Below are 21903 nucleotides of genomic sequence, written 5' to 3' on the forward strand. Positions count from 1 at the left end.
TATGGCTTTTGGCTGTGTGTTACATATTTAACTTGAATATAAAACTCAAGTTAAAATGACATTTAGAACGCATTCTATTTTTGTACACTTTTGGTTCTTGAGTTTCACCACCCTCACACCCCCACCGCTTCCCCCAACACCACCTCTCTTGTCACCCCAATGCTCTCCAGAAACGTGGCATCGTGGCTTACTAGAAGGAGGGCGCCGTTGTAGGTGGTGAGGGCGGTTTCGATGGCCTCAATGGCGGTGAGGTCGAGGTGGTTGGTGGGTTCGTCCAGGATGAGCAGTTTGGGGGGCTGGGCTGCGCCGAGCACGCAGGCGAGGCCGGCGCGGAGCATCATGCCACCGCTGAGGGTTTTGACCTGCTGGGTGGAAGCGTCTCCGCGGAAGAGGAAGCGGGCAAGGATGGCGCGGCAGGTGTTTTCATCCTGCTCCGGGTTCAACACGCGGAAGTTTTCCAGCACCGAAAGGTCCGGGTTCAGCAGACTAACGGTCTGGTCCAGCACACGGGCAGATGGGTGCAGCTGGCACGTGCCGGACAGGGGTGGGAGCTTACCCGTCAACGTTTTCAGCAGCGAGGTCTTGCCAGTTCCATTTGCACCTTTGATGGCAATGCGTTCTGGCCCCGTTATCACGAGTGAAAAATCGTGAAGCAAAGGCTGATCTTTCTCATAGCCCACGCTCAGGCACTCAGCTGTCAGCACCCGCTGGCCGCTGGCAATACCAGAGGAGGCGATACTGATGCTGAGCTGTTCCAGAACCTCGATCTTTTCGCGGGCGGCCTTGGAGTGTTGTTCCGCCTCCTCGCGCAGTCGGGATGCCTGATTAGCGTTCTCTCCAAGGCTGTTTTCAGCCTTGTTGCGCATGGCGTTGAGGAGGATCTTGGGTTGGTCGCGTTTGGCGCGGGCGCGTTGACCAGCTCCATCCTTGCGGGCTTTGCGCTCGGCAACGCTCTGGATCTTGCGGTTCAGGTCGCCAATACGCTTTTCAGCAGATGCCAGATCTTGCTCAGCAGCTGCCAGTTCCTGTGCTTTTTGCGCCTTGTAGAAGCTGTAGTTGCCGCCAAACACGGAGGCTCCCAGTGTGGTCAGTTCTACAATACAGTCCATCTGCTCCAGCAAGGCACGGTCATGGCTGACGATGATCGCACCCTTGCGCCACTTGGCGAGGAAGGTGCCTAGAGCCTCCCGGCCATCTGCATCCAGATTGTTGGTTGGCTCGTCCAGCAGCAGAAAATCTGCATCATGAAACTGAAGTGCCGCCAACCTGCAACGGGTGATCTGCCCGCCGGAGAGGGCGGAGAGTGGGTGATCAGTGGAGATTTCCAGCCCCATCTGGGCAAGAGCCGCTTCCATGCGACTTTCCAGCGTCCAGTCTGCGTGAGCCAACTCGTCCATACTGGCAGTTCCTGCCTCTGCCTTTTGCAGGACACGCAGAGCTTCGGTGATGCCAAACAGGTCTGCGAGTGTTTCTTGTGGCCCGCTTTGCAGTTGCTGCTTTAGCAAGCCGATGGACCCTTGCACGGAGACAGAGCCGGAAGCAGGTGTCAACGCACCGCTGATGAGGTTCAGCAGTGTTGTTTTGCCAGTGCCGTTGCGGCCAATCAGGCCGGTGCGGTGTTGAGCAAACTGAAGATTGAGATCAGAAAAAAGTGCAGTACCATCAGGACGTGCGCAAGACAGATGATTGAGTGAGATAGATAAAGGCATGGTGATGAACTCTTACAGAAACAGGGCAGGTTGAATGTGTTGTCCTGTTCTTGTTCATCGCTTTATCTCCTCGCGTTTTGATCGGGCCAGAGATTATGCGGTTTGCACGGGAAGTCAAGGCACATACAGCTTGCCCGTCATTGCCCCGCATCCTGTGTTGCTTTTGCCTCACTCCGCCGTGCGCTTAGCGCAAGCAACAGGAGGAAGGAGATGAAGAGCACCACAACACCGGGAATGATGGAGGCACTGGAGAGGCTGAGGGTGGTGATCAACACGCCGGTTATAAGACTGCCAACAGGAGCACCGCCTTCATCACCCAGATACATGACGCTGAGCACGCGGGATTTGTGGGTTGAGAGCGCATGTTCCTGCAAGATGGTGCGGCTCATGTTGAGGCAGATACCGCCGCCAACGCCCCAAAAGAAGATGCTGCCAAGAAAAGCCCAGTAAGGTGGAGACATCGCCCAAAACAGCAGTGCAAAGCCGCCCATACTGTAACCCACAACAAGCAGTGGGACTGGATTTCTGATTGCTCCCAGTTTGAGGAACACGCCGCTGGAGCATGCGCCGCCAACCATGAAGACAGCGAAGGCAAATGCAAAGTCAAAACCTGTGGCGTGATAGGTGTCCCGTAACATAAGCGGTACCAGAACGGCATAGGGGCCGCCCAGTATGAGGCCGGCTGAACTCATCAGAAACACAGGCAATCTTAGGGTTTTGGAAGACAGCACCAAAGCCAGTCCCTCACGAATTTCGCTGAGGATGCTGGGTCTTTCTTTTGCCGCAAGTGTTGGCGTGTCTGGCAAACACAGGCTTGTTGTAATGCCAACCAGAAAGAGCGTGCTGGAGATGGCAAGCAGCGGTGCAACACCAACCCACTCCACACTGCTGGCAAGTGCAAAGCCTGCCAGCGTGACGAGGTAGAGCATCCCCACGGAAAGCGTCACGCTGCGCCCGATGTGCATGGATGAGATGTGGTTGAGCATGCCATCCAGCGTAGGCTGAACGAATGCCAGTGTGGTACCAGAGAGCAGTGCAAAGAGGAGCAGGCCTTCAAACCCGACAAAGCCGAAATGAAGCAGCACAGTCAACGCTATTACGGGGACCGCATTGGCGATGTGCAGCAAAACAAGCAGCTTGCGCTTGTTGAGGCGATCAGCGACGGCCCCCGCAAACAGCAACACAAACAGGTTGGGCAGCATCGAAGCCGTCATGGCATAGCTCACCCGTTCCGGGCTCTCAGCCAGGTAGACAGTTACAAGGTAGGGAAACAGCACACCCAGCATAGCACGGGGAAAGTGAAAGCTGGTGAGGCTGAGTTGATAAAACAGGATGGGGCGTGAAACAGACATCAATAAAATGAGCCTGAGCAAAGAATCGTTAAGCTTCACGGTAGGCCCGCAGAGTATTTGTTTTAAACTTGGAGAATGGTGTTTTCGTAGAAGAGAAAAAACATGTATGAAGCGTAGTTCCTCTTCAAATTTGTGAATGAAAATAATATTTTCCCTGAAAGAACAACTGTGGGTTACTGAAATGAATTTTAGAACAGACCACTTGTATCGACTCGAGGCAGAATCTATTGATATCCTTCGCGAAGTGGCAGCTGAATTCAATAATCCGGTGATGTTGTACTCCATCGGTAAAGACTCCTCCGTAATGCTTCATCTTGCACGTAAAGCCTTTTACCCAGCTCCCCCACCATTTCCTCTTTTACATGTAGATACGACTTGGAAATTTCGTGAAATGATCGAGTTTCGAGACCGTATGGCCAAAGAAGCTGGGATGGAGCTTATAACGCACACTAACCCAAATGGATTGAAGGATAATGTAAATCCATTTGATCATGGTTCCAGCTTGTATACGCATGTGATGAAAACTGAAGCACTCAAGCAAGCATTGGATATGCATGGTTTCGATGCGGCATTTGGTGGTGCACGACGAGATGAAGAAAAATCTCGCGCTAAAGAACGTATATTTTCATTTCGGACAAAAACGCATGGATGGGACCCAAAAAATCAACGGCCTGAACTTTGGTCAATATTCAATACGCGAGTTAAGTCTGGTGAATCTATACGTGTGTTTCCGCTTTCCAATTGGACAGAACTTGATATCTGGCAATACATTCTTTCAGAAAGTATTTCGATGGTACCTCTATATTTTGCGAAAGAGCGTCCAGTCGTAACACGTGATGGGCAGTTAATCTTGGTAGATGATGAGAGATTGCCACTGAACGATGGGGAGATTCCTGAAAAGCGCATGGTACGTTTCCGTACGTTGGGTTGTTACCCGCTTACTAGTGCGTTTGAATCATCTGCAGCAACACTCGAGGATATTGTTGAAGAAATGTTGATCGCGCGGACTAGCGAACGTGCGGGACGTTTGATCGATCACGATGAAGCTGCTTCTATGGAAAAGAAGAAAAAAGAGGGGTATTTTTGATGGAACAGGTATTAATTACCCCCCAAACAACTGTGTCAGAATACTTGCAACAGCAGAGTAATAAATCGTTACTTAGATTCATAACATGCGGTAGTGTAGATGATGGTAAATCAACACTTATCGGGCGATTACTTTATGATTCAAAGCTTTTGTTTGATGATCAACTTGCTACGCTGGAGCGTGAGTCGAAAAGACGAAGCTCAGGTGGTGAAGATATTGATTTTTCACTACTCGTAGATGGATTGGAAGCCGAGAGAGAGCAGGGCATCACGATTGATGTTGCTTACCGTTTTTTTACAACGGACAAGCGGAAATTTATCGTTGCAGATACGCCAGGGCACGAGCAATACACTCGAAACATGGCAACCGGAGCGTCATCAGCTGACCTTGCTGTTATTTTGGTTGACGCTCGCAAGGGTATTTTGCAACAAACTAGACGACATTCATTTATTGCATCCCTTCTCGGCGTTCAACACGTAGTGCTTGCAATAAACAAAATTGATCTTGTTGATTTTTCTGAGCGACGGTTCGCAGAGATCCTCGAGGATTACAAGACATTTAGTTCTGGATTCGACTTCTCCACGTTTCAAGCGATTCCAATTTCCGCTAAGTGCGGAGACAATGTGACTTTGCCTTCTGAGAACATGCATTGGTATTCTGGTCCCACATTACTAGACCATCTAGAGCACGTGTCAGTTGATATGAATCGTAATGCAGGACCATTTCGGATGCCTGTGCAATGGGTGAATCGTCCCAACTTAGATTTCCGCGGGTTTGCAGGTACCGTTGCTGGTGGAACAGTGCGGCCAGGAGATGAAATCGTTGTCGCTAAGTCTGGAAAAACCTCACGAATAGCTTCAATTGTTTCGATGGATGGCGATTTACCGGTTGCGGTCGCTGGTGATGCCGTCACACTCACATTAGTAGATGAAATTGATGCCAGTCGAGGCGATATGTTTGCTTCTCCTCAGCATCGTCCGGAGGTCGCCGATCAATTTGCAGCGCATCTTATCTGGATGGAAGAACAGGCCATGCATCCTGGCAGGTCATATTTGTTGAAGATTGGCCGTAAAACAGTTACTGCAACCGTTACAGAGATTAAACATAAAGTTGATGTCAACACCTTCCAAAATCTGGCTGCTAAGAATTTGGAGTTAAATGAAATAGCTTTTTGCTCGTTTTCTCTATCGGAACCAGTAGCGTTTGATCCGTATGAAGCCAACAAGCAGACTGGTTCTTTTATTTTGATTGACCGCTTCACTAATCAGACTGTGGGAGCGGGGATGATTTGGTTTGCACTGCGGCGCTCGTCCAATATTCATTGGCAAGCGCTAGATGTAGACAAGCAAGCTCGCTCAATGCAAATGCAACAAAAACCCGTAGTCCTTTGGTTTACAGGCCTGAGTGGCTCAGGAAAGTCTACAGTCGCCAATCTGGTTGAAAAACGGCTGTGCGAAATGGATAAACATACGATGTTGCTTGATGGCGACAACGTGCGGCACGGTTTAAATCGTGATCTCGGATTTACTGACAGTGATCGTGTGGAAAACATCCGGCGAGTTGCAGAAGTCTCTAAGTTGTTTGTTGAAGCAGGCTTAATAACACTTGTGTCTTTCATCTCTCCTTTTAAGTCAGAGCGGAAAATGGCTCGAGAGATACTTGAAGCTGGCGAGTTTGTAGAAATTTTCGTCAATACTTCAATCGAGGAATGCCGTAAGCGTGATCCGAAGGGTCTTTACGCAAAAGCTGACCGAGGCGAGTTGAAAAATTTCACTGGCGTTGATGCTACGTATGAACGTCCGGAGAGTGCTGAAGTCGTACTATATGGCGATGAAGGAAGACCAGAAGCGCTAGCAGACCAAGTTTTTAATTATCTAGGGCAAAAGGGTTACTTGTAGTTTGGATGTTGGTTAAGAGAATGAGTTAATGTTCGTATAGTTGTAAGAACTAGATGAACTTAGAACTGATGTCCCTTCCAGCTATCTGCTAATAAAATTACTCTCAATTCGGCTTTTTGTGATGCCTTTTTCTTTTAAGCCATCCAATGAGTGAAGTGGGTAGATGCTCTCAAGCCATAAGAATAAAATAGCTTACGAAGGTGTGAAATGAGAATTTTGATTTGGACCTCTCCTTGGATTTTGCAGGGCGGTACTGTTTTTTTTGCCAAAAATTCTTACGAAAATCATTTATTGAAACAAGCAAATACACTTGCCCGATTTGGGCACGATGTCTATTTGCTCGTACCAGATGCGTACAAGCCCCTTCGTACAGTTATTAATTCTAAAGTGAAAATGATTGACGTTTCTGTACAGGATGGCATTCGTAAAGTAGGAGGTGGTTCGACCCTTCTCAAAGTTTGTATGAAGGTAATGATGAACTCTCACAGAAGCTGCAAAATTGGGTTGAGAGTATTTTACCTGAGAGCTTAGATGTTGTTCTTACTTGGGAAACGCCGGTTCCCTTTCTGAGGTCATTGTACCCAGATGCGCTAGTTGTTGAACAGATGCCTGGTGCATTTGCACGTTCTCCGTACCCTCACACGGTTGTCTTTGATCCAAATGGTCTATATCGAAAATCAAGTCTTAGTGCCTTTACTGATCAGTTGGTGTCACGTGAAGAATATAACCAAGAGCTAGTTTCAGATTTTAGAAGAAAAACAATTCAATCATTCAAAGAGATGACGTATCGGTCAAAGGATGATCTGAGAGTTGCAACGAGGTCAGATAAAGTTTGCTTGTTGCCATTGCAAATATCAGATCATTACGCCTTTAAAGCTGACACAAAGTTAAACAGCCGACGTGAATACATCTTCAAAGTTTTGGAAAATACACCTGAAGATATTGGTATATACTTTACTGAATACAGCTCTAAGCATGCATCTGAATTGTTGTTTGATGATGAATATATATCGTTTTTAAAGCGTTATAAAGAAAATATAGCATTTGAGAGAACTTCACGAGAACTTTCTGCTGTATCCCAGCACCTTCTTCAAAGCGTAGATATGCTAACTGTTGCGACTAGTGGTTTAGCGCTTCAAGGTTTGATTTTGGATTTGGATATTTGCTCCTTTGGAAACACAAATTATCAAAAATTAGATTACCGAAATGAGCTTACTAGAAGGTGCAAAGATAAAGTGTTGTCATTTGCTCTCGAGCGAAATCAGCCTCTAGCATCAAAGGTTACTCTAGATGGTACTTTCATCACATCTATGTTGGAAGAGCTTGTTTCGAGGCGTTCAAAAATTCAAGATCTTGAACTACCTAGATTTTCAGACATTGAGCAAGATTATAACTCAGAATTATTGGGCAGCTTTAAGCATAAAGAAGCAAAGGGTATCTTTTTGCGTAAAGGATTTACATCGAAGCAAACTAAAGCGGATCAGTTTTCTGATCATATTGAACGACGTAAGCCTAAATTAATTTCCTTTGATCTTTTTGATACGTTGATATCGAGGCCTTTTGAGCAGCCAGCTGATGTCTATCGATATCTTGAGAAACGCATTTCTGGAACTGAGCTTCAGCAATTTAATTTTGCTGAAAAACGGTTACTAGCAGAAGTTGAAGCTCGGAAAAAATCATCCAGGATGAGATTACGCTTGATGATATCTACGATGAGCTTCGCCCAATAACGGGATTGTCCTACCAGCAATTAAACTTAATCAAAGAAGTTGAGATTGAGATCGAAATTGAAATTTCGATGCCTCGTAAAATCGGTAGGCAATTGTGGGATGCCGCTGTCGCATCCGGATCGACGATTGTAATTACAAGTGACATGTATTTGCCTGAACATGCGATCTTGAAGCTTATCGAGAAACATAGATACACTCGTTTTGATCAGCTTCTGTTGTCATCTTCTCTTATGAAAACTAATAAGTCTGGGACTTTGTTTACTCATCTCCTAGCAGAATACAATCTTAGCGGTTCTGATGTTATTCATGTTGGAGATAATCCTAAAACTGATGTTAAGCCAGCCCAGGACAAGGGTATAACAGCATTTCACCTTCCTAGATCTGAAACGTACCTTTGGAAAAATACCCAATATAAAAAGTTATTTAGAGGTCGGAAGCCGATTGAATCTCTAGCGAGAAGCACGATGTACTCAATGGTTGCAAAACGGGCATTCGCAGATCCTAAAAATGTTTCAAAAGACACCCTCTTTAACTCGGATCCATTCAACATAGGATATTGCGGACTCGGACCGCTGATGTTCTCTTTTACGCATTGGATTAGAGAAGAGTGCGTTAAAAATGGTCAAAATGACATCTACTTCCTTGCAAGAGAAGGGAAAATAATTTCGGACTTGTTCGAAATTATGGAAGACTATCAAAATACAGGAGTTAGGCATACCTACCTCTATGCGTCGAGGAGAGCGACACGCATACCGCAATTATTTGGATTCGAAGACATCCATGATGTAGCGAAAGCCGTTGTTGACCGAAGCGCCACAATTCGGAGCTTGTTGGAAAATCGTTTCGGCTTATTTGTTGATGCAGAGACTGTTAAAAAGGCACGCACTTGTGGTTTAGCTAGTACAGATAGTCGCATTTCCGAAAGAAACATGTCAAATGTCATGGCTCTTCTTAAGTTGTTGCAGGACGATATACTTTCAAACGCTAAGATAGAACGTGAAAACTATCAGGCCTATTTGAAATCTGTCGGTTTTGAGCATCACGGCGATCCTACAGTAGTAGATGTAGGTTGGAATGCAAATATGCAGGGTGCGCTTTCGAAAATCTCTGGTGGAGTTGTTAATGGGCTATATTTTGCGACCCTAGATAGAGCGCAGCTCTGGAGCTTCGCTGACCTGAAGGTCAATGCCTTTCTTCGGAATTTTGCGAATATCACAAAGGATAGCCCTATTTTGTCAAATAGGCTTCTTTTTGAATACATGCTGTGTGACACAACGCCTTCAGTTAAAAATGTTACAAAAAATGATGAAGGGATGTTTGACCCTGTATTCGTAGATTCCACTGAAGCGGCATCACGCAATAGCTATGTATCCCAAATCCATAAGGGGATTTTGGAGTATGCGTTGGACTATTTAGAAAACTTTGGAACTGAAGCATTTGAATTGTGCAACGACAAGGAAGTTTCGCAAAGTATCTTGAATTTATTTCTTTCTGATCCGGCAAGAGGCGATGCTACCCTTTTTGAAGGACATAGCGTGGAAGATTTGTTTTCCGGATCGGAAGGTATCCCGTTGGTTAAAAATAGTATTTCTAGCCCGGGTTATTGGCGAGCAGGCAGTGCGACATTAGCGAACCCGCGTCCTAAAAAGAAAATTGCGAAGATTCAAAAAGTAAAACCGCTGCGGACTAAACTTGTACTTGCAGTTGCCACGCCAGTACTTTCTCGATATCTCGCGCCGAAGCAAGCGAGCGAATTAAGAGAAGATCCTGACGCGTTCTTTGAAAATGCTCGTCATCCAGTAAATATAAATATTGGCAAGTTGGCTGGAATTATATCGTAGGGTGAAGACGTTTTGGAAGAAAAAATCACAGATACAACGCGTCTGGTTGAAGAAGGTATCGAACTTCAAAAGCTATCGCGCATTGAAGATAGATTGACTACAGAGGCGCCGGTCCGTCTGACAAATGCAGGTATTCAGGGCTCTTGCAGTGTCGGTGCGTTCACTTACTTCTGCCCCGATGGGGAGTTCAGAAATACTGATATCGGTCGTTTCTGCTCTATTGCGCGTAATGTCGCCATCGCTCCTTCGGAACATCCATTGGATTGGGTTTCCACACATCCATTCCAATACAACGGAATACCTTGGTTTGATAAGCATCCTAATTGGCCAGCCTATGCAGGGAGTAACCTTGAGTGGGACGGAAGATGCCTGAGAACAACCATTGGCAATGATGTTTGGATTGGCCGCAACGTTGTTATTCGAGAAGGTGTTACAATTGGCGATGGTGCTGTGATTGGTGCTAATAGTTTCGTTAACGAGGATATCGACCCTTATTGCATCGCAGTAGGTCAACCAGCAAAAGTTGTTCGAAAATGCTTTAGTGACTCTTTGATTTCTGAATTGTTGAGGATTGGATGGTGGAACTTGGTTCCGCCAGAAAATATCAAGAATTCATACAACAACATCAGAAGCTTCATTGATACATTTGATAGAGATCACCGAGATGGAAACAATTGGCCAATTCTATCTGTAATGCGTTATGAAATTTTACGGAGCGCTAATGGTTATCATCTTAATTCGGTGTGAAAATAGATGATTCCGTAGTTATTTCTTGCGTGTGCTCCAATTTCTTTGTTGAAGGCACAACCGTATAAAGAGAGCACGAGTTTTGATGGTCTTCCGGATGACTATGTCAATACGGCTTTCCTGCAACTAAATGACAAAAACTTTGCATGCTGCTGAACTTATCAGCGATTGATCAAGCTGAACTTATGCATACATAAGGAACCATGAATGCAACCCCTTTATTACGACATCCCTGCTTATAAAATTTCTGTCATCGCGACACCAAAATGCGCGAATAGCTCGATTTTGGATCTTTTACGACCATTGTTGCCAAGTGAGCTTCCGCATAAGAGTAATCCTCACCACATGTGGGGTCCTATGAAGATCTCAAAAGAACGGATTGCTGAAGTTAAGCTAGATAGATTTGTCTTGGCGATAGGTAGGAATCCTTGGGCTCGAACGGTTTCTCACTATGAAGACAAGGTGAACAAAACTCTCCACGAAAGATTGCACCAATACGGGTTCTATCAAGGAATGAAGTTCGAGGAGTATCTCAAAGTTTTAAGCGACAAGTTCAACAAAATTAATGATCTGCATGTCGCATCTCATAAAGAGATGTTCCACAGTGGTGAGATGCTCTTACCGGACTTAATTCTTCGACAAGAACGCCTTAAGTAGGATGTTGACTTACTTCGTTCTATGGTCCTTAGCCGGTATCAAATTGAGCTTCCATCTCTAGCGCACATCAATAAGAAAACAAAACGCCACTATAGTGAATACTATTCCAGAGAAAACCGGCTTGTCGTGAGAAAACTCTACAGCAAGGGTATTGATTTTCTTGGTTACAATTTTGAAAACAAAGAAAAAGTAGGGAAGTGATAAAGTGGCGCTCTGCCGTATCCTGGGGAGACAGAGCGCCCTAATGCCTTTGGGGGGATGTGATTTAGATGCTGGATTCCACAGCAATCGTGAAGTTCGGCGGGATTACGTCTGTGCGAAGGTGTTTGATTGCCTGATATTCAGGGGAGTTCCAGAGCGTCATGAGGGCTTCCATACTTGGGAACCGGAAAAGCGTCAGTTGCGCGTTTGTGTTCCATACGCCTTCCAGATGTTCAAAAGGCTGATCGGGTCCGCCAAAGATGATGCATTCCCCGCCTGCAGCTTCAAATAGTGGAATGGCTTTTTCGCCGTATGCGTCTATTGAGCCGTGGTCTCTTGGCATAAAGCTGCTGGCAACAAGGTAGGCGGCTTTTGGTTCACTCATGTCAGTACTCCAGTTTAGTCAGGTGAGGCAAAAGCGCAAAATTACGCCAATTGGGGGGAACAGCCTCAGCCCGCTTGTGATGAGATGACACTCAAGTACTTCCTCAAGTTAAGTTGAGGTCAAGCGCTTTTTCGGGAGAAATGAAAAATCTGGTGCGCATAAATGTCACGCTGTCCTACGCAGGAGATTACAACAGTTTAACTTGAAACTGCCGTAATGTGCCCTTAGGTTGCAGCCATGTTTCGTGTGCTGATCATATTATTGACGCTGTTCGTCACCACGCCCTATGCCATGAGCATGCAGGGCGAGATGGCGTCTAACAGTGCAGCACAAAAACTCGCTCTGGCTGAGCAGAATGCAGCTGCCATGGAGCATATGATCTCTGACAAATCATCTTGTTGCTGCTGTGAAACAGAGACAGCCATGGCAACAGGCATGACTGCCTGTATGGCGACGCTTGGGCTGCTGGATCAGACCAATGCAATCTCTCCTTTATACCGCAGCTCCAGCATGTCTGTGCCGGTTTTGCTACCGGTGTACTCTGCTCAAATCAGCGGTATAGACAGGCCTCCAATCCATTCAGTTGTTTAGACCTCAAGACTCTAACTGACTGAAATAAATAATAAACTGGATTGGATAGACTCATGATCTCCAAAACTAATCTGTTTGCTGGTGTGTTCTCTGCTGTTCTTGGTGCAAGCGCTTTAATGCTGCCTGCGCATGCTGAAGGTGAAAAGGACGTAACCCTTTACAAATCTCCGAGTTGCGGGTGTTGCACAGCTTGGGGGGATGCGCTTGAAGATGCGGGCTTCAATGTGACTGTGAAGAAGACGGATGATCTTTACCGCGTCAAACAGCAGGTGGGTGTGCCTGAAAATCTTGAGGCGTGCCATACCGCTATCGTGGATGGATATGTGATTGAAGGGCACGTGCCGCTGGATGCTGTAAACCGCATGCTGACGGAGCGTCCGGACATCAAAGGCCTCTCAGTTCCGGGCATGCCAATGGGCTCTCTGGGCATGGGTGAACCGGATGAGGACACTCAGTACACCGTTTTTGCGCTGCCTAAAGTGACTGGCGGCAAGCCTGCCGTTTACCAGAAGGTCGGTAATTAATCTTTTGCGACTACAGGCAGGAGCAGCGTTGCTTCTGCCTGTTTCTATGACGGCATCCCTCCTACAAATCCCAATGGAAATTGGGGAGATTGCGCTTGTCTCTCGCCTGTTTGACTCTTCCAAAATCGCCAAATCAAAAGGATGCGAATTATGGATGAGAACTGGCTCCCAACGCTGCAAACAGCCAACCCGCAAGAGGGCTATGAGCTTGCAGTCAAACTGTCCCGTATGGCTATCAAATTCATGCAGCCGGATGCCGAAGTCCGCTCTGCCATGCGCTTGATGTATGAATATGATTCAGAGTCTCTGATCGCAGCTTCACAAACCATTGCTGAGCACTTCAGCACTGTCGCTGCGGCCAATAACTACTGGAAATAAGCTCAGCTTTCTGCGCTGAAACACATCCCCGATGGCCCTGCGGTTTTCGGGGAGATGCTCTGTCACGCTCCCACGAGGGCCGGGGATTTCAGCTCACACAGGTTGCCATCCGGATCGGTAAAGGCTGCGATTGTGCCCCAGTCGAATGACTGTGGCTGAACATCCAGTCCGTTAGCGTTCAGGAGCTCAATGGCTTTGTCCATGTCGTCTGTGTTGAACCGCAGGACACTCGGGTTCTGTCTGCGCGGTTTTTGCGTGGGGCTGCCGTGCCCGCCGCGCTCAACCATAAGATAGCTGCCACCAAAGCGAAAACTGACGAGATCCTGCGTGCGTTCAATAACTTGCAGGCCCAGAGTGTGCTCATAGAACTGCACGCAGAGCTCAAAGTTCTCTGTAAACAGGATCACGCCAAACTCTGCTGTCAGCTCAGAAATGCTGGTGGGTTTCATCTCAAAATCACCTTGTTCAAACAACTTGTCGGCGCATGATGCGCCTGAAAATACAGGCGGTCATGCTAAGCCAGCTGATAATCCTGAGCAAGAAAGCCGATTGCACACTGCTTGAAGAGGTGCGTGCAACCGGCTGAACTGCTGCCAAAGAGGCGCGCGACCTAAGCGATTAGCTCAGGGGTTTGAAGATGAAGCCATCGCCGTCCTGTGTGATATGGCCCATGCCGGGATAGCTCAGGTGTGTGGCTGCCAGTGGGGTGCCGCTTTCTGCGAGGCGAGTGAGCAGTTCCCTGCGTGTTTTGATGGCTTGCTGCGGATCGATGTCGAGACCGTATGTAATCTCAGGGTTCCTGAACTGCAAAACCTCCGAGACGATGGCGTCGCCGATGATCCAGAGTTCCTTGCCGCCACCAGCAATGCGCAGCCCGCTGTGTCCTGGTGTGTGGCCAGGAAGTGGCACAAGCACCAGTCCGTCCCCTAGGTCTGTTTCACCTTGATAGGTCATAACGCGATCTTTGAGAGGCGCTGCGATCGCTTGGGCGACTTCGACGAGGGGTTTCATTTCATCTGGAACGCGCTCTGCCAATGCCGGGTCTGTCCAGAAGGTCCATTCAGCCTCTGCCATATGGATTTTTGCATTGCTGAAACCACCGGCATTCGGACCCAGCAATCCACCAATATGATCAGCGTGCATGTGGGTGATGACGATATCTGTGATTTCATCCTGTTTGATGCCCTGTGCGGCGAGCAAGGCATCCAACTTGCCAACATTTGGGTCTGTCTCAGCAAAAACGACACCTGACCCCGTATCAACCAGCACCAGCCGTTTTCCCGCACGGATCAGCCAGACATTGGCGCCAACAACAACAGGGTCACCCGCTGTTGCAAGAATTTCCGCATTCGCATTGCCAAACCAGTTGTTGGGCAGGTTGAAATAACCATCTGAGAAGGTGGAAAGTTCCAGCCCGCCAAGCTTCATGGTGGCCAGCTCACCTGCAAAACTGATGGGTGGCAGCATGGTGCTGGCAGCCGTGGCAGCCAATGTCAGCATCACGCGCCGGCGGGTCATTGTGTACGGTGTCATTTTGATCTCCTGTTGTCTTGTAGGGTGAGATGAGTGGCGGTTACGCACGCCAGCTTTCTGAAAAGGCCAGAGCGCCGGTGGTGAAGGGGTGACCATCCAGATCCATTGGCCAGATTTGGCCGCGGGCCTGTTGTCCATTGACCGTGAGCACTGCCTTTTCCGCCGGGATCATCACCGCGCTCACGCCATAAGGGCGGAGCGGCAGATCGCTGACAGTCTCGTCGCTGACGAGCAGAGGCTGGTGCATATCGAACCATGACATCACGATCTCATCTTCTGCGCTGCGGATGGTCTGGCTCCATGCTTTTTGGGTGTCACCGCTTCGGTCAAACTCGGCGTTGATGGTTGGGATGCTCTGGTCTTTTGTGTCTGGCCCCAGCATGCCCTGCACAGTGGATTGCAGCCAGCGGGTCATCTCCACATTGTCGGTGTAGATGCGCCATTCATCGTTGGTCAGTTCACTCTTGATGAACAGAGCGTGGCCAGCCCCTTTGGGGGAATATGTGATGGTCCAGAGACTTGCCTCGGATGTGCGTGGGCCGTCTTTGGTCTCGCTCAGCCAGATGAAAGGATTTTCGCCGTTGAGTATGACAGTGCCGGGATTGACTGATGGCATGATGTAAAACCTTGAGAATGTTGAATGAGAAGCCCACCCCGCTTGCGTGATGGGCGAGCATGTCTAAGCCGCTATCAGGACGCGCGAGGCAGCCTGATCTGGTTCATGCCTCCATCCGCCTGCACATCTGCGCCGCGCATGAAGGAGGATTCTGAGGAGGCGAGGAATACGGCGACGGCTGCCATCTCCTCTGGCTGGCCAACGCGGCCTGCGGCCAGAAGATTGCCAAAGGCTTCGTTTGTGGCCTTCACCTGCTCGTCAGTAAGCCCTCCGTTGGAAAGGGCAGGCGTATCAATGGGGCCGGGGCTGAGAACGTTGATGCGTGCGCCAATTTCAAAAAGGTCTGGCGTCAGCGTGCGAGCGAGGGAGCGCACCGCAGCCTTGGAGGCGGCATAGGCTGAGTAACCCGCTGTGCCCATTTCGCTGATGCAGGAGCCTACGAGCACCACGGAGGCCTCAGGTGCCAAAAGCGGCAGCGCGTACTGTACGGTGAAGAAAGCACCTTTGAAGTTGACGTCAAACACACGGTCCAGCTGTTCCGCGCCGGTTTCAATCAGCGGGGTTGCGGGTGCAACACCCGCATTGGCAAAGACAACATCAATTCGGCCATAGACTTCTTTGACTTGCTCAAAGGCTCTGCGTAGAGAAGGCAAATCGGCTACATCACCAACAACACCCATTGCGTTTTTACCAATTTTGGCGACTGCCTGATCCACTTTTGCCTGTGATCGGGCCAAAATGACGACGTTTGCACCTTCAGCCACAAAGGCCTTCGCGGTGGCAAGCCCTATTCCGCTGTTGCCTCCGGTGATGAAGGCAACTTTGTTTGCCAGACGATTGCTCATAAGAATTCTCCAGTGAGGTTCAAAAAGAAGGTGAAACCGCCATGAGCGCATGATTTCAGGCTCCGGCGCGACCAGAGTGCGGAGGAACCTCGGCTCCGCCACGGTGTTGACTTAGGGGGTGACCCCTAAGTCGCTCATTGGAAGGGAAGTCTTGCTATCAGCTGTCCAGCGGCTGCATAAAGATTGCTTCGCGCAGCACTTGCCAGCGACCATCTTCAAAGCGCCATTCAATGTTGCAGAGCAGCTTCATTTCTTCGTCGTTCATGCCGCTGTGTTTGCGAGTCAGCACAGAAACGCCGGTGTCACCGAGAATATGGAAATCGTGCCATTCCGCCCAGGTGTTCAGCTGGTGCTTGCCTGCTTCAGCCTGTTTGCGGAAGTGCTCGATAAACTCTTGCTTGTTGAAGGTGGTCACGCTGCTGTCTGGCGCAACAAGCGTGGTGTGGAAGTCATCGTGATAGATGGTTTGCAAGGCGTCAATGTCATAGTTGGTGGCGCGGTCGATCAGGTGATCCATTGCTGCGCGGATGGCTTCTGCAGTGTGCGTTGCCTTTGTCATTCTATTGTCTTTCTTCGTCTTTTCGCGAGTATTAGGGTGTTGTCGAGCGGTCTCAGCTCATGTCGTGGCTGAGTTTGGTCGTCCTATGGGGCGATGTGTTATTTGGGTTTTACGAGGTGCGCAGTTACAGAAAACTGCTCAAAAAACCTCGGATTTACTTAAACGTGCCACGCACTGGATAGTTGTTATCCGGGTTGCGGATAAACCCCAATCCACCAAGCAACGATCCAAGATCTGGCCGTGTAAACGGGGCGTTGGAGATGTCTACCAACTGCAACTCCTGCTTGTCGTTCACCACAAAAAGGGCAGGCTCCGCAAAGGGGGCTTCAGCTTCCAAAGGTGAGCGAGGCTTGGAGATGTAAACGCCCAGTTCCTGCATCTGCTCAAGGCTCAGACCGTATCCGACCGGAAACTCCGGCTGCACATCTGCCAGTTGGCGCTGTGCTCTTTCAAGGTTGTCTGCTGAAACCGCCAGCGCCTCAATGCCAAGGCGATGCAAGTCGCTCAGCTTTTCGTTGAGCTGCTTCAGGTAACGGGTGCAAAGTGGGCAATGAGCCCCGCGATACACCACAGTCAGCTGCCAGTCGAAGCCAGCATCAGGTGTGCCGAGCGAGAGTTCGCCGCCACCAACAGCCTTCACTGTAAGCTGCGGAAACGGCTGTCCCGCTGCTAATGCTGTATGTTTCACAAAAGCCTCCTTGAGTTTTGTAATGAACGTTACTAAACTCGAATTCAAACAAGAGTCAATCGTTTTGTAATGAATGGTACAAAATAAATGGGACGCCCAAGAAACTTTAACCGAGACGAAGCCCTGCAAGCTGCCATCAATGTGTTCTGGAAAAAAGGCTACGACGGAGCCTCCATGAAGGACCTGACGACAGCCATGGGCATCAACAGCCCAAGCCTGTATTCGGTGTTTGGAGATAAGCATCAGCTCTATCTGGAAGCGATCGACCGCTATTCCAATGATGACGGATGCGCACCGCTGGTCGCGTTTGAAACCGAGCCGGATATTAAAAAGGCAGTGGTCGCCTTCATGCGCTCAACCATTGATTACGCCAGCAACCACGAAAGCGGCAGCAAGGGCTGTTTTCTGGGTAACTGTGTTTCAACAACAGTGGGTCAGGTGGAAGGCACCACCGAGCGACTTCAAGGGGCGATAACCGGAGCTGATGAGCGTCTCGCCTCCCGCTTTGACAAGGAAAAAGAGCTGGGCAACCTGCCCGCTGACTTTCCCTCATTAGAACGTGCCCGCCTGATGTTCGACCTGCGCCAAGGCCAGGTCCTCCGCGCCCGCGCCGAACTCGACCAGGACACCACAGAAGCCGGCCTCGCCTTCCGCGCGAAGATGATATTGGCGGTGTGAAAAAGACTGAGCGTAGCGGCTAGAGTGCTGCTGAGCGTTTCTTTACTTGCTGGTTCGAAATTCTGAGCTTTAACAGATAAAGTTTAGTTTGCTGGGCGTTGTCATGAAAGCTTTGGAAACTGAGGGTATGGTTTTTGAAGTGCTGCCGAGTCTCTTTTCAAGAGCTATACTGTGAATTGTAAAAAATATAAATATCACAACACGTTACCGCATAACTGTGCCGTTACCTAGCTTATGAGATTTTACCGCTAATATACCTTCCTCTCCGGGCCAACGAGATCTTATGTTATCTGCCAAAAAGCCATTTACGCTTGTTATTTTTTTGTCTGTTTCGGCCTGTGCAAGTCATCAGGATAAGCACGGGTTGTTTGATAGTCCTTCGCACAATGAAGTTGCTGCCAAGGATGTGATGCCGGAGCAATCAGCGAAGCGTCCGGCTTCGTTTAAAAAGCTCGAAGAGCCGCCGAAGTACTTTGCTGCGGCAGATGTTTTGTCTGTGCCGCTTCGGAGCGAAAACTACACAATCAGCGAGGCGGCGCCGAGCAATGGGCGGTATCTGACCTTCGCAATCAAAACGGAAGATGGTGCCTACACCGTGCAGGGCAAGCAGTTTATGGAAGACCATGTCCATGAGCTGAACGCACTGGCAGCACTGCGCGAAAAAAACAAGGCAGTCGCCTTTGCCAGAAGCGCGGGAACAGCCGTCATCACGCCAATCAAGTCGGTCTACACGACGGTGACCGCCCCAGTCACCGCAGCCAAAAACGTGTATGGCAATGCCAAGGGCATGGTGAAATCCGTGCGCAAAGGCGTGGGCAAAGCGGCGACCTTTGTGAAAACGCGCGGGAACATGCCGCCGGAAACAGCAGAGCGTGAAGAAGACGGGTTCATCAGCGGCTTCTTTGGCCGTCCGGAGGCGATACGCAAGCTGGCCTTTGAGATGAAGGTGGATCCGTACACTCACTTCACCCCGTTGCGCGATGAGCTGACGGAGCTGGCGAACTATCATGCCGCGGGACAGTTTGGCGTGGATCAGGGGCTGAGCTTTGTGCCCGGCGTGGGCAGCATCATTATCAGCAGTCTTAAGACGGCGGACAGTCTGACCAGAAAAACGCTGCTGAAGACACCCGACGAGATGGCCGATATCAACCGCGAGCGCCTGGCGGAAGCTGGCATCTCCAAGGAAAGCACTGAGGGCGTTCTGCTGAACGCTCACTTTACGCCAACGGAGAAGACCATTTTCACGGGCCTTGTGATTGAGGCGAAAGACCTTGAGGGCATTGAAGTTCTCATGATGCATGCGTCCGGCGCGCAGTCTCGCCCGCAGGCGTTTTCTGCGCTGATGTTGGTGGAGATGCTGGGGCGTTTGCATGATGACAGCAAGATTGAGAAGGTGGAAGTGCATCACGATGTGGTGGTGGCTTACCAGGCTGACAGCACGGCGAACATCGTTCTGCCCTACGACTATCTGAGCTGGACCTCCTACAACGCAAAGACCGTCTGGAACGTGACCAGAAGCCTTGCGGCCAAGGATGTTAAAACCAGAAACGTGCGGTTTGTGCTGGCGGGTGATCTTTCTGAAAACAGCCGTAAAGCTCTGGAAACTCGCAAGTGGGGTGTGCGGAGAAATCTGATGGCAGACGTCCTTTGACCTAAGCCCCCAATGCCCCTCTCACAAATCCATCAAACGCGGTGATCTTGAGGTTGCCGCGATTTGAGGGGTGGTAGAGCAGCCACAGATCGGTCTGGTAGATGGCAGGTTGCTCTCCTACATCACGCAGGCCATCAAGAAGCGTGGGTATGTCGGGCAAGATGCCGACGCCCAGACCACTGCGGATACCATCCGCCAGCAGGCTCATGCTGTCATAGCGGATGAGGCTGGCTGGTGAGGGGACTTTGTCGCGAAACCAGTCATTCGCCGGGTGCGCTTGCAGGCTGTCACCGGGGATCAGCCATGTGAGCTCCTGAAAATCAAGCTCACCCAACCCATCCAGATATTCCGGTGCACCAACAAGCTTATAATCGATGGTGCCCAGCCTGAGGCCGATCATATCATCCGGCGGCTGGCTGGTGGGGCGCAGGGCCACATCATAGCGCCGCTCGCTCAGGTTCTCGAAGCTGTTGGTGACATTGAACTCCAGCTGCAGGTTCGGGTGGGCTTCGCGAAACGCTGCAAGGCGGGGGTGAATCACGCTTTGCAGCAGCAGGTCGGTGGTTGTTACCCGCAGTGGACCAGTTAGCCCGACATCCTCACCACCCAGCAGGGCATCAGCGGCGGAAAGTCCAGCATGGATCTGCTCGGCCTGCTCACATAGTGCCAAACCCATAGGCAGGGGTTTGAAACCGGCGCGGGAGCGGGTGAACAGCGGCTCGCCCACCTTGGCTTCTATGCGCTTGATCCCGCGAAAAACAGAGGAGCTGTCCTTGCCAAGCGCGAGGGCGGCGTTCTCCAGCGTTCGCTCGCGGGTCAGGTGCATAATCACCAGAAGATCGTCTGCGCTCAGTTTCATATGCATGTCCGCCCTTGTTCGCTGCAACTATGCATATTTCACAGGATCAGGGCAATCGCTAGTCTCAGCCTCACACCGAGAGCACATCTCTTTGCGCTCATGAAAACAGAGAGTTACAAGGATTAGCCATGTTTAAGACAGCCCTGAAAGCCATTAGCACCGCAGCCTTGATTGCCATGTCCACCGCCGCGTTTGCTGGTGGAGATGATGACCACATGACCCAGCTGAAAGACATTGAGTGGACCCAGTTTGGCAACACGCCGATCCACATTTCTGTGTTGTGGGGCGACCGTGATACCGGCCCTTACGGCATGTACCTGAAGATGCCAGGCGGCTTCCACGTAGGGGAGCATGGCCACTCCAACGACTACAACGCCATCACCGTGCAGGGACAGTGGGAACACACCCGCGCTGGCAAAAAAGAAGTGCTGCCGGTGGGCTCACACGTGATGCAGCCGGGGCAGGAGTTCCACGATGACGCCTGCGTCGGCCCAAAAGACTGCATCCTGCTGGTCGTCCAAAACGGCAAAGGCGACGTCCTGCTGCCGCAGTAAGGCGAACTATGCTGTAAATGCTTGAGTTTTCGATCAGAAATGGGGCCTTTCGGGCTCCATTTTTGTGTGTTGGCCGGTGTGCTGAGCCTCGTCGAAACTGCCGTAGCGGATTGCCGAAGTCTCAAGGAAATCAGAGGCTTCAGGGCGTTCAGTTTGGTTATCTGTTGTATTCAAAGGGATTATTGTACATCCGCTGATATTTCATGCAGTATGGATCTACGTAATATTGCGAGTAGGCCGCACCTCATAATCAAATCTCCAAAAAATCTTGGGTCTTTTCATCGCAGATAATTTCCTGCCGTACTCCGGCAACGCCAGACATTTGTGAGAGTTACCTGATGGTTTCTGAAGAAAAAAGCAGTGTGCCGACCCCGTCCAAGAGCCACAACGCCTCGTCGCTGGATGACAAGTACACCCAAACCAGCGGCGTTGTTTTTCTCACAGGCAATCAGGCACTGGTGCGCCTTCCGTTGCAGCAGCGCATGCGTGATGAGCTGGCGGGGCTGAATACGGGTGCTTTTATCTCCGGTTACCGCGGCTCTCCGCTTGGGCGTTACGATATGGAGCTGTGGCGGGCGCAGTTGCATCTGGATAAGCACAGCATTGTGTTTCAGCCGGGTGTGAATGAGGATCTGGCGGCAACGGCGATCTGGGGCTCACAGCACGTGGGCAACATGAAGATGCGCAACAAGGATGGCGTGGTTGGCTTCTGGTACGGCAAAACGCCGGGGGTGGACCGCTCTGGCGATGCTTTCCGCCATGCTAACTTTGCGGGCACGCACCCCAAGGGCGGTGTTGTGGCGTTGTTGTTTTTTTTTTC

The 21903-nt window shown here is 49.8% G+C and carries 23 protein-coding genes and 1 pseudogene; 14 read left to right on the plus strand and 10 right to left on the minus strand.

Features of this window, described 5'->3' with window-relative positions; translation table 11 throughout:
• Positions 1–113: 113 nt before the first annotated feature.
• Positions 114–1709, minus strand: coding sequence for an ABC-F family ATP-binding cassette domain-containing protein (locus PsAD13_RS10920; RefSeq protein ID WP_063318153.1), 1596 nt, complete (start codon positions 1707–1709; stop codon positions 114–116).
• 137 nt (positions 1710–1846) lie between these two features.
• Positions 1847–3061, minus strand: coding sequence for an MFS transporter (locus tag PsAD13_RS10925; RefSeq protein ID WP_063318154.1), 1215 nt, complete (start codon positions 3059–3061; stop codon positions 1847–1849).
• Positions 3062–3242: 181 nt separating this feature from the next.
• On the opposite strand from PsAD13_RS10925, the gene cysD reads away from it, so the two are divergent.
• The 7 genes from cysD to PsAD13_RS10955 all read left to right on the plus strand — a co-directional run bounded on the left by cysD (position 3243) and on the right by PsAD13_RS10955 (position 11021).
• Entirely contained in the window at positions 3243–4148 is a 906-nt protein-coding gene (gene cysD, locus PsAD13_RS10930; RefSeq protein ID WP_063304675.1) for a sulfate adenylyltransferase subunit CysD, read from the plus strand.
• Positions 4148–6046, plus strand: a complete 1899-nt coding sequence (gene cysN, locus PsAD13_RS10935) for a sulfate adenylyltransferase subunit CysN (RefSeq protein ID WP_063318155.1) — start codon at positions 4148–4150, stop codon at positions 6044–6046. Before cysD ends, cysN begins: the two co-directional genes overlap by 1 nt.
• Positions 6047–6253: 207 nt before the next feature.
• Positions 6254–6577, plus strand: a complete 324-nt coding sequence (locus PsAD13_RS27575) for a hypothetical protein (protein WP_153040874.1) — start codon at positions 6254–6256, stop codon at positions 6575–6577.
• A 74-nt stretch (positions 6578–6651) separates the two neighbouring features.
• The gene (locus PsAD13_RS10940; RefSeq protein WP_153040875.1) at positions 6652–7776 is read left to right on the plus strand and encodes a hypothetical protein; all 1125 of its coding nucleotides are present in this window, start codon (positions 6652–6654) and stop codon (positions 7774–7776) included.
• A 68-nt stretch (positions 7777–7844) separates the two neighbouring features.
• Positions 7845–9617, plus strand: coding sequence for a hypothetical protein (locus PsAD13_RS10945; protein WP_153040876.1), 1773 nt, complete (start codon positions 7845–7847; stop codon positions 9615–9617).
• Positions 9618–9629: 12 nt separating this feature from the next.
• Entirely contained in the window at positions 9630–10364 is a 735-nt protein-coding gene (locus PsAD13_RS10950) for a CatB-related O-acetyltransferase (RefSeq protein WP_063318158.1), read from the plus strand.
• Between the two features lie 207 nt (positions 10365–10571).
• Positions 10572–11021 (plus strand): sulfotransferase family 2 domain-containing protein, encoded by a 450-nt coding sequence (locus tag PsAD13_RS10955; RefSeq protein ID WP_063318159.1) that lies wholly within the window; start codon positions 10572–10574, stop codon positions 11019–11021.
• A gap of 265 nt (positions 11022–11286) precedes the next feature.
• Here PsAD13_RS10955 and PsAD13_RS10960 read toward each other — a convergent pair whose 3' ends face one another.
• Positions 11287–11607: a DUF1330 domain-containing protein gene (locus PsAD13_RS10960; protein ID WP_063318160.1), complete on the minus strand. Its 321-nt coding sequence runs from the start codon at positions 11605–11607 to the stop codon at positions 11287–11289.
• 237 nt (positions 11608–11844) lie between these two features.
• Between PsAD13_RS10960 and PsAD13_RS10965 the strand changes: the two genes are divergently transcribed.
• From PsAD13_RS10965 to PsAD13_RS10975, 3 genes are all read left to right on the plus strand, one after another.
• Positions 11845–12198: a hypothetical protein gene (locus tag PsAD13_RS10965; RefSeq protein ID WP_063318161.1), complete on the plus strand. Its 354-nt coding sequence runs from the start codon at positions 11845–11847 to the stop codon at positions 12196–12198.
• Positions 12199–12251: 53 nt separating this feature from the next.
• Complete coding sequence (locus tag PsAD13_RS10970) at positions 12252–12722, plus strand: DUF411 domain-containing protein (protein ID WP_057462293.1); 471 nt, start codon at positions 12252–12254, stop codon at positions 12720–12722.
• Between the two features lie 150 nt (positions 12723–12872).
• Positions 12873–13100, plus strand: a complete 228-nt coding sequence (locus tag PsAD13_RS10975; RefSeq protein ID WP_057462294.1) for a hexameric tyrosine-coordinated heme protein — start codon at positions 12873–12875, stop codon at positions 13098–13100.
• A gap of 62 nt (positions 13101–13162) precedes the next feature.
• Here the strand turns inward: PsAD13_RS10975 and PsAD13_RS10980 are convergent, their stop codons facing one another.
• The 6 genes from PsAD13_RS10980 to PsAD13_RS11005 form a co-directional block, all read right to left on the minus strand.
• Positions 13163–13549 carry a VOC family protein gene (locus tag PsAD13_RS10980; RefSeq protein ID WP_063318191.1) on the minus strand — a complete coding sequence of 129 codons (387 nt, stop codon included), beginning with the start codon at positions 13547–13549 and terminating at the stop codon, positions 13163–13165.
• 169 nt (positions 13550–13718) lie between these two features.
• Positions 13719–14633, minus strand: coding sequence for an MBL fold metallo-hydrolase (locus PsAD13_RS10985; RefSeq protein ID WP_208986533.1), 915 nt, complete (start codon positions 14631–14633; stop codon positions 13719–13721).
• Between the two features lie 40 nt (positions 14634–14673).
• Positions 14674–15249, minus strand: a complete 576-nt coding sequence (locus PsAD13_RS10990; RefSeq protein ID WP_063318163.1) for a hypothetical protein — start codon at positions 15247–15249, stop codon at positions 14674–14676.
• A gap of 74 nt (positions 15250–15323) precedes the next feature.
• On the minus strand, positions 15324–16094 hold the full coding sequence (locus PsAD13_RS10995; protein ID WP_063318164.1) for an SDR family oxidoreductase: 771 nt from the start codon (positions 16092–16094) through the stop codon (positions 15324–15326).
• Between the two features lie 157 nt (positions 16095–16251).
• Positions 16252–16653 carry a nuclear transport factor 2 family protein gene (locus tag PsAD13_RS11000; RefSeq protein WP_057462299.1) on the minus strand — a complete coding sequence of 134 codons (402 nt, stop codon included), beginning with the start codon at positions 16651–16653 and terminating at the stop codon, positions 16252–16254.
• 154 nt (positions 16654–16807) lie between these two features.
• Complete coding sequence (locus PsAD13_RS11005) at positions 16808–17341, minus strand: redoxin domain-containing protein (protein WP_063318165.1); 534 nt, start codon at positions 17339–17341, stop codon at positions 16808–16810.
• An 87-nt stretch (positions 17342–17428) separates the two neighbouring features.
• On the opposite strand from PsAD13_RS11005, the gene PsAD13_RS11010 reads away from it, so the two are divergent.
• Together PsAD13_RS11010 and PsAD13_RS11015 are read left to right on the plus strand one after the other, a co-directional pair.
• Complete coding sequence (locus PsAD13_RS11010; protein WP_057462301.1) at positions 17429–18019, plus strand: TetR/AcrR family transcriptional regulator; 591 nt, start codon at positions 17429–17431, stop codon at positions 18017–18019.
• A gap of 283 nt (positions 18020–18302) precedes the next feature.
• Entirely contained in the window at positions 18303–19670 is a 1368-nt protein-coding gene (locus tag PsAD13_RS11015) for a hypothetical protein (RefSeq protein ID WP_063318166.1), read from the plus strand.
• A 1-nt stretch (position 19671) separates the two neighbouring features.
• Here the strand turns inward: PsAD13_RS11015 and PsAD13_RS11020 are convergent, their stop codons facing one another.
• The gene (locus PsAD13_RS11020; protein ID WP_208986534.1) at positions 19672–20529 is read right to left on the minus strand and encodes a LysR family transcriptional regulator; all 858 of its coding nucleotides are present in this window, start codon (positions 20527–20529) and stop codon (positions 19672–19674) included.
• A gap of 128 nt (positions 20530–20657) precedes the next feature.
• Here PsAD13_RS11020 and PsAD13_RS11025 point away from each other — a divergent pair, with 128 nt between their 5' ends.
• The gene (locus tag PsAD13_RS11025; protein WP_063306787.1) at positions 20658–21083 is read left to right on the plus strand and encodes a DUF4437 domain-containing protein; all 426 of its coding nucleotides are present in this window, start codon (positions 20658–20660) and stop codon (positions 21081–21083) included.
• A 338-nt stretch (positions 21084–21421) separates the two neighbouring features.
• Positions 21422–21903: pseudogene (locus tag PsAD13_RS11030) on the plus strand (indolepyruvate ferredoxin oxidoreductase family protein); the annotation flags it as partial.

Source organism: Pseudovibrio sp. Ad13 (assembly GCF_001623225.1).
Lineage (GTDB): Bacteria > Pseudomonadota > Alphaproteobacteria > Rhizobiales > Stappiaceae > Pseudovibrio.

What these genes read in the sequence shown, in the direction of transcription:
- PsAD13_RS10920 (WP_063318153.1), bottom strand. Translation starts at nt 1,709, where the DNA reads ATGCCTTTATCTATCTCACTCAATCATCTGTCTTGCGCACGTCCTGAT.
- PsAD13_RS10925 (WP_063318154.1), bottom strand. Translation starts at nt 3,061, where the DNA reads ATGTCTGTTTCACGCCCCATCCTGTTTTATCAACTCAGCCTCACCAGC.
- cysD (WP_063304675.1), top strand. Translation starts at nt 3,243, where the DNA reads ATGAATTTTAGAACAGACCACTTGTATCGACTCGAGGCAGAATCTATT.
- cysN (WP_063318155.1), top strand. Translation starts at nt 4,148, where the DNA reads ATGGAACAGGTATTAATTACCCCCCAAACAACTGTGTCAGAATACTTG.
- PsAD13_RS27575 (WP_153040874.1), top strand. Translation starts at nt 6,254, where the DNA reads ATGAGAATTTTGATTTGGACCTCTCCTTGGATTTTGCAGGGCGGTACT.
- PsAD13_RS10940 (WP_153040875.1), top strand. Translation starts at nt 6,652, where the DNA reads ATGCCTGGTGCATTTGCACGTTCTCCGTACCCTCACACGGTTGTCTTT.
- PsAD13_RS10945 (WP_153040876.1), top strand. Translation starts at nt 7,845, where the DNA reads ATGCCTCGTAAAATCGGTAGGCAATTGTGGGATGCCGCTGTCGCATCC.
- PsAD13_RS10955 (WP_063318159.1), top strand. Translation starts at nt 10,572, where the DNA reads ATGCAACCCCTTTATTACGACATCCCTGCTTATAAAATTTCTGTCATC.
- PsAD13_RS10960 (WP_063318160.1), bottom strand. Translation starts at nt 11,607, where the DNA reads ATGAGTGAACCAAAAGCCGCCTACCTTGTTGCCAGCAGCTTTATGCCA.
- PsAD13_RS10965 (WP_063318161.1), top strand. Translation starts at nt 11,845, where the DNA reads ATGTTTCGTGTGCTGATCATATTATTGACGCTGTTCGTCACCACGCCC.
- PsAD13_RS10970 (WP_057462293.1), top strand. Translation starts at nt 12,252, where the DNA reads ATGATCTCCAAAACTAATCTGTTTGCTGGTGTGTTCTCTGCTGTTCTT.
- PsAD13_RS10975 (WP_057462294.1), top strand. Translation starts at nt 12,873, where the DNA reads ATGGATGAGAACTGGCTCCCAACGCTGCAAACAGCCAACCCGCAAGAG.
- PsAD13_RS10980 (WP_063318191.1), bottom strand. Translation starts at nt 13,549, where the DNA reads ATGAAACCCACCAGCATTTCTGAGCTGACAGCAGAGTTTGGCGTGATC.
- PsAD13_RS10985 (WP_208986533.1), bottom strand. Translation starts at nt 14,633, where the DNA reads ATGACACCGTACACAATGACCCGCCGGCGCGTGATGCTGACATTGGCT.
- PsAD13_RS10990 (WP_063318163.1), bottom strand. Translation starts at nt 15,249, where the DNA reads ATGCCATCAGTCAATCCCGGCACTGTCATACTCAACGGCGAAAATCCT.
- PsAD13_RS10995 (WP_063318164.1), bottom strand. Translation starts at nt 16,094, where the DNA reads ATGAGCAATCGTCTGGCAAACAAAGTTGCCTTCATCACCGGAGGCAAC.
- PsAD13_RS11000 (WP_057462299.1), bottom strand. Translation starts at nt 16,653, where the DNA reads ATGACAAAGGCAACGCACACTGCAGAAGCCATCCGCGCAGCAATGGAT.
- PsAD13_RS11010 (WP_057462301.1), top strand. Translation starts at nt 17,429, where the DNA reads ATGGGACGCCCAAGAAACTTTAACCGAGACGAAGCCCTGCAAGCTGCC.
- PsAD13_RS11015 (WP_063318166.1), top strand. Translation starts at nt 18,303, where the DNA reads ATGTTATCTGCCAAAAAGCCATTTACGCTTGTTATTTTTTTGTCTGTT.
- PsAD13_RS11020 (WP_208986534.1), bottom strand. Translation starts at nt 20,529, where the DNA reads ATGAAACTGAGCGCAGACGATCTTCTGGTGATTATGCACCTGACCCGC.
- PsAD13_RS11025 (WP_063306787.1), top strand. Translation starts at nt 20,658, where the DNA reads ATGTTTAAGACAGCCCTGAAAGCCATTAGCACCGCAGCCTTGATTGCC.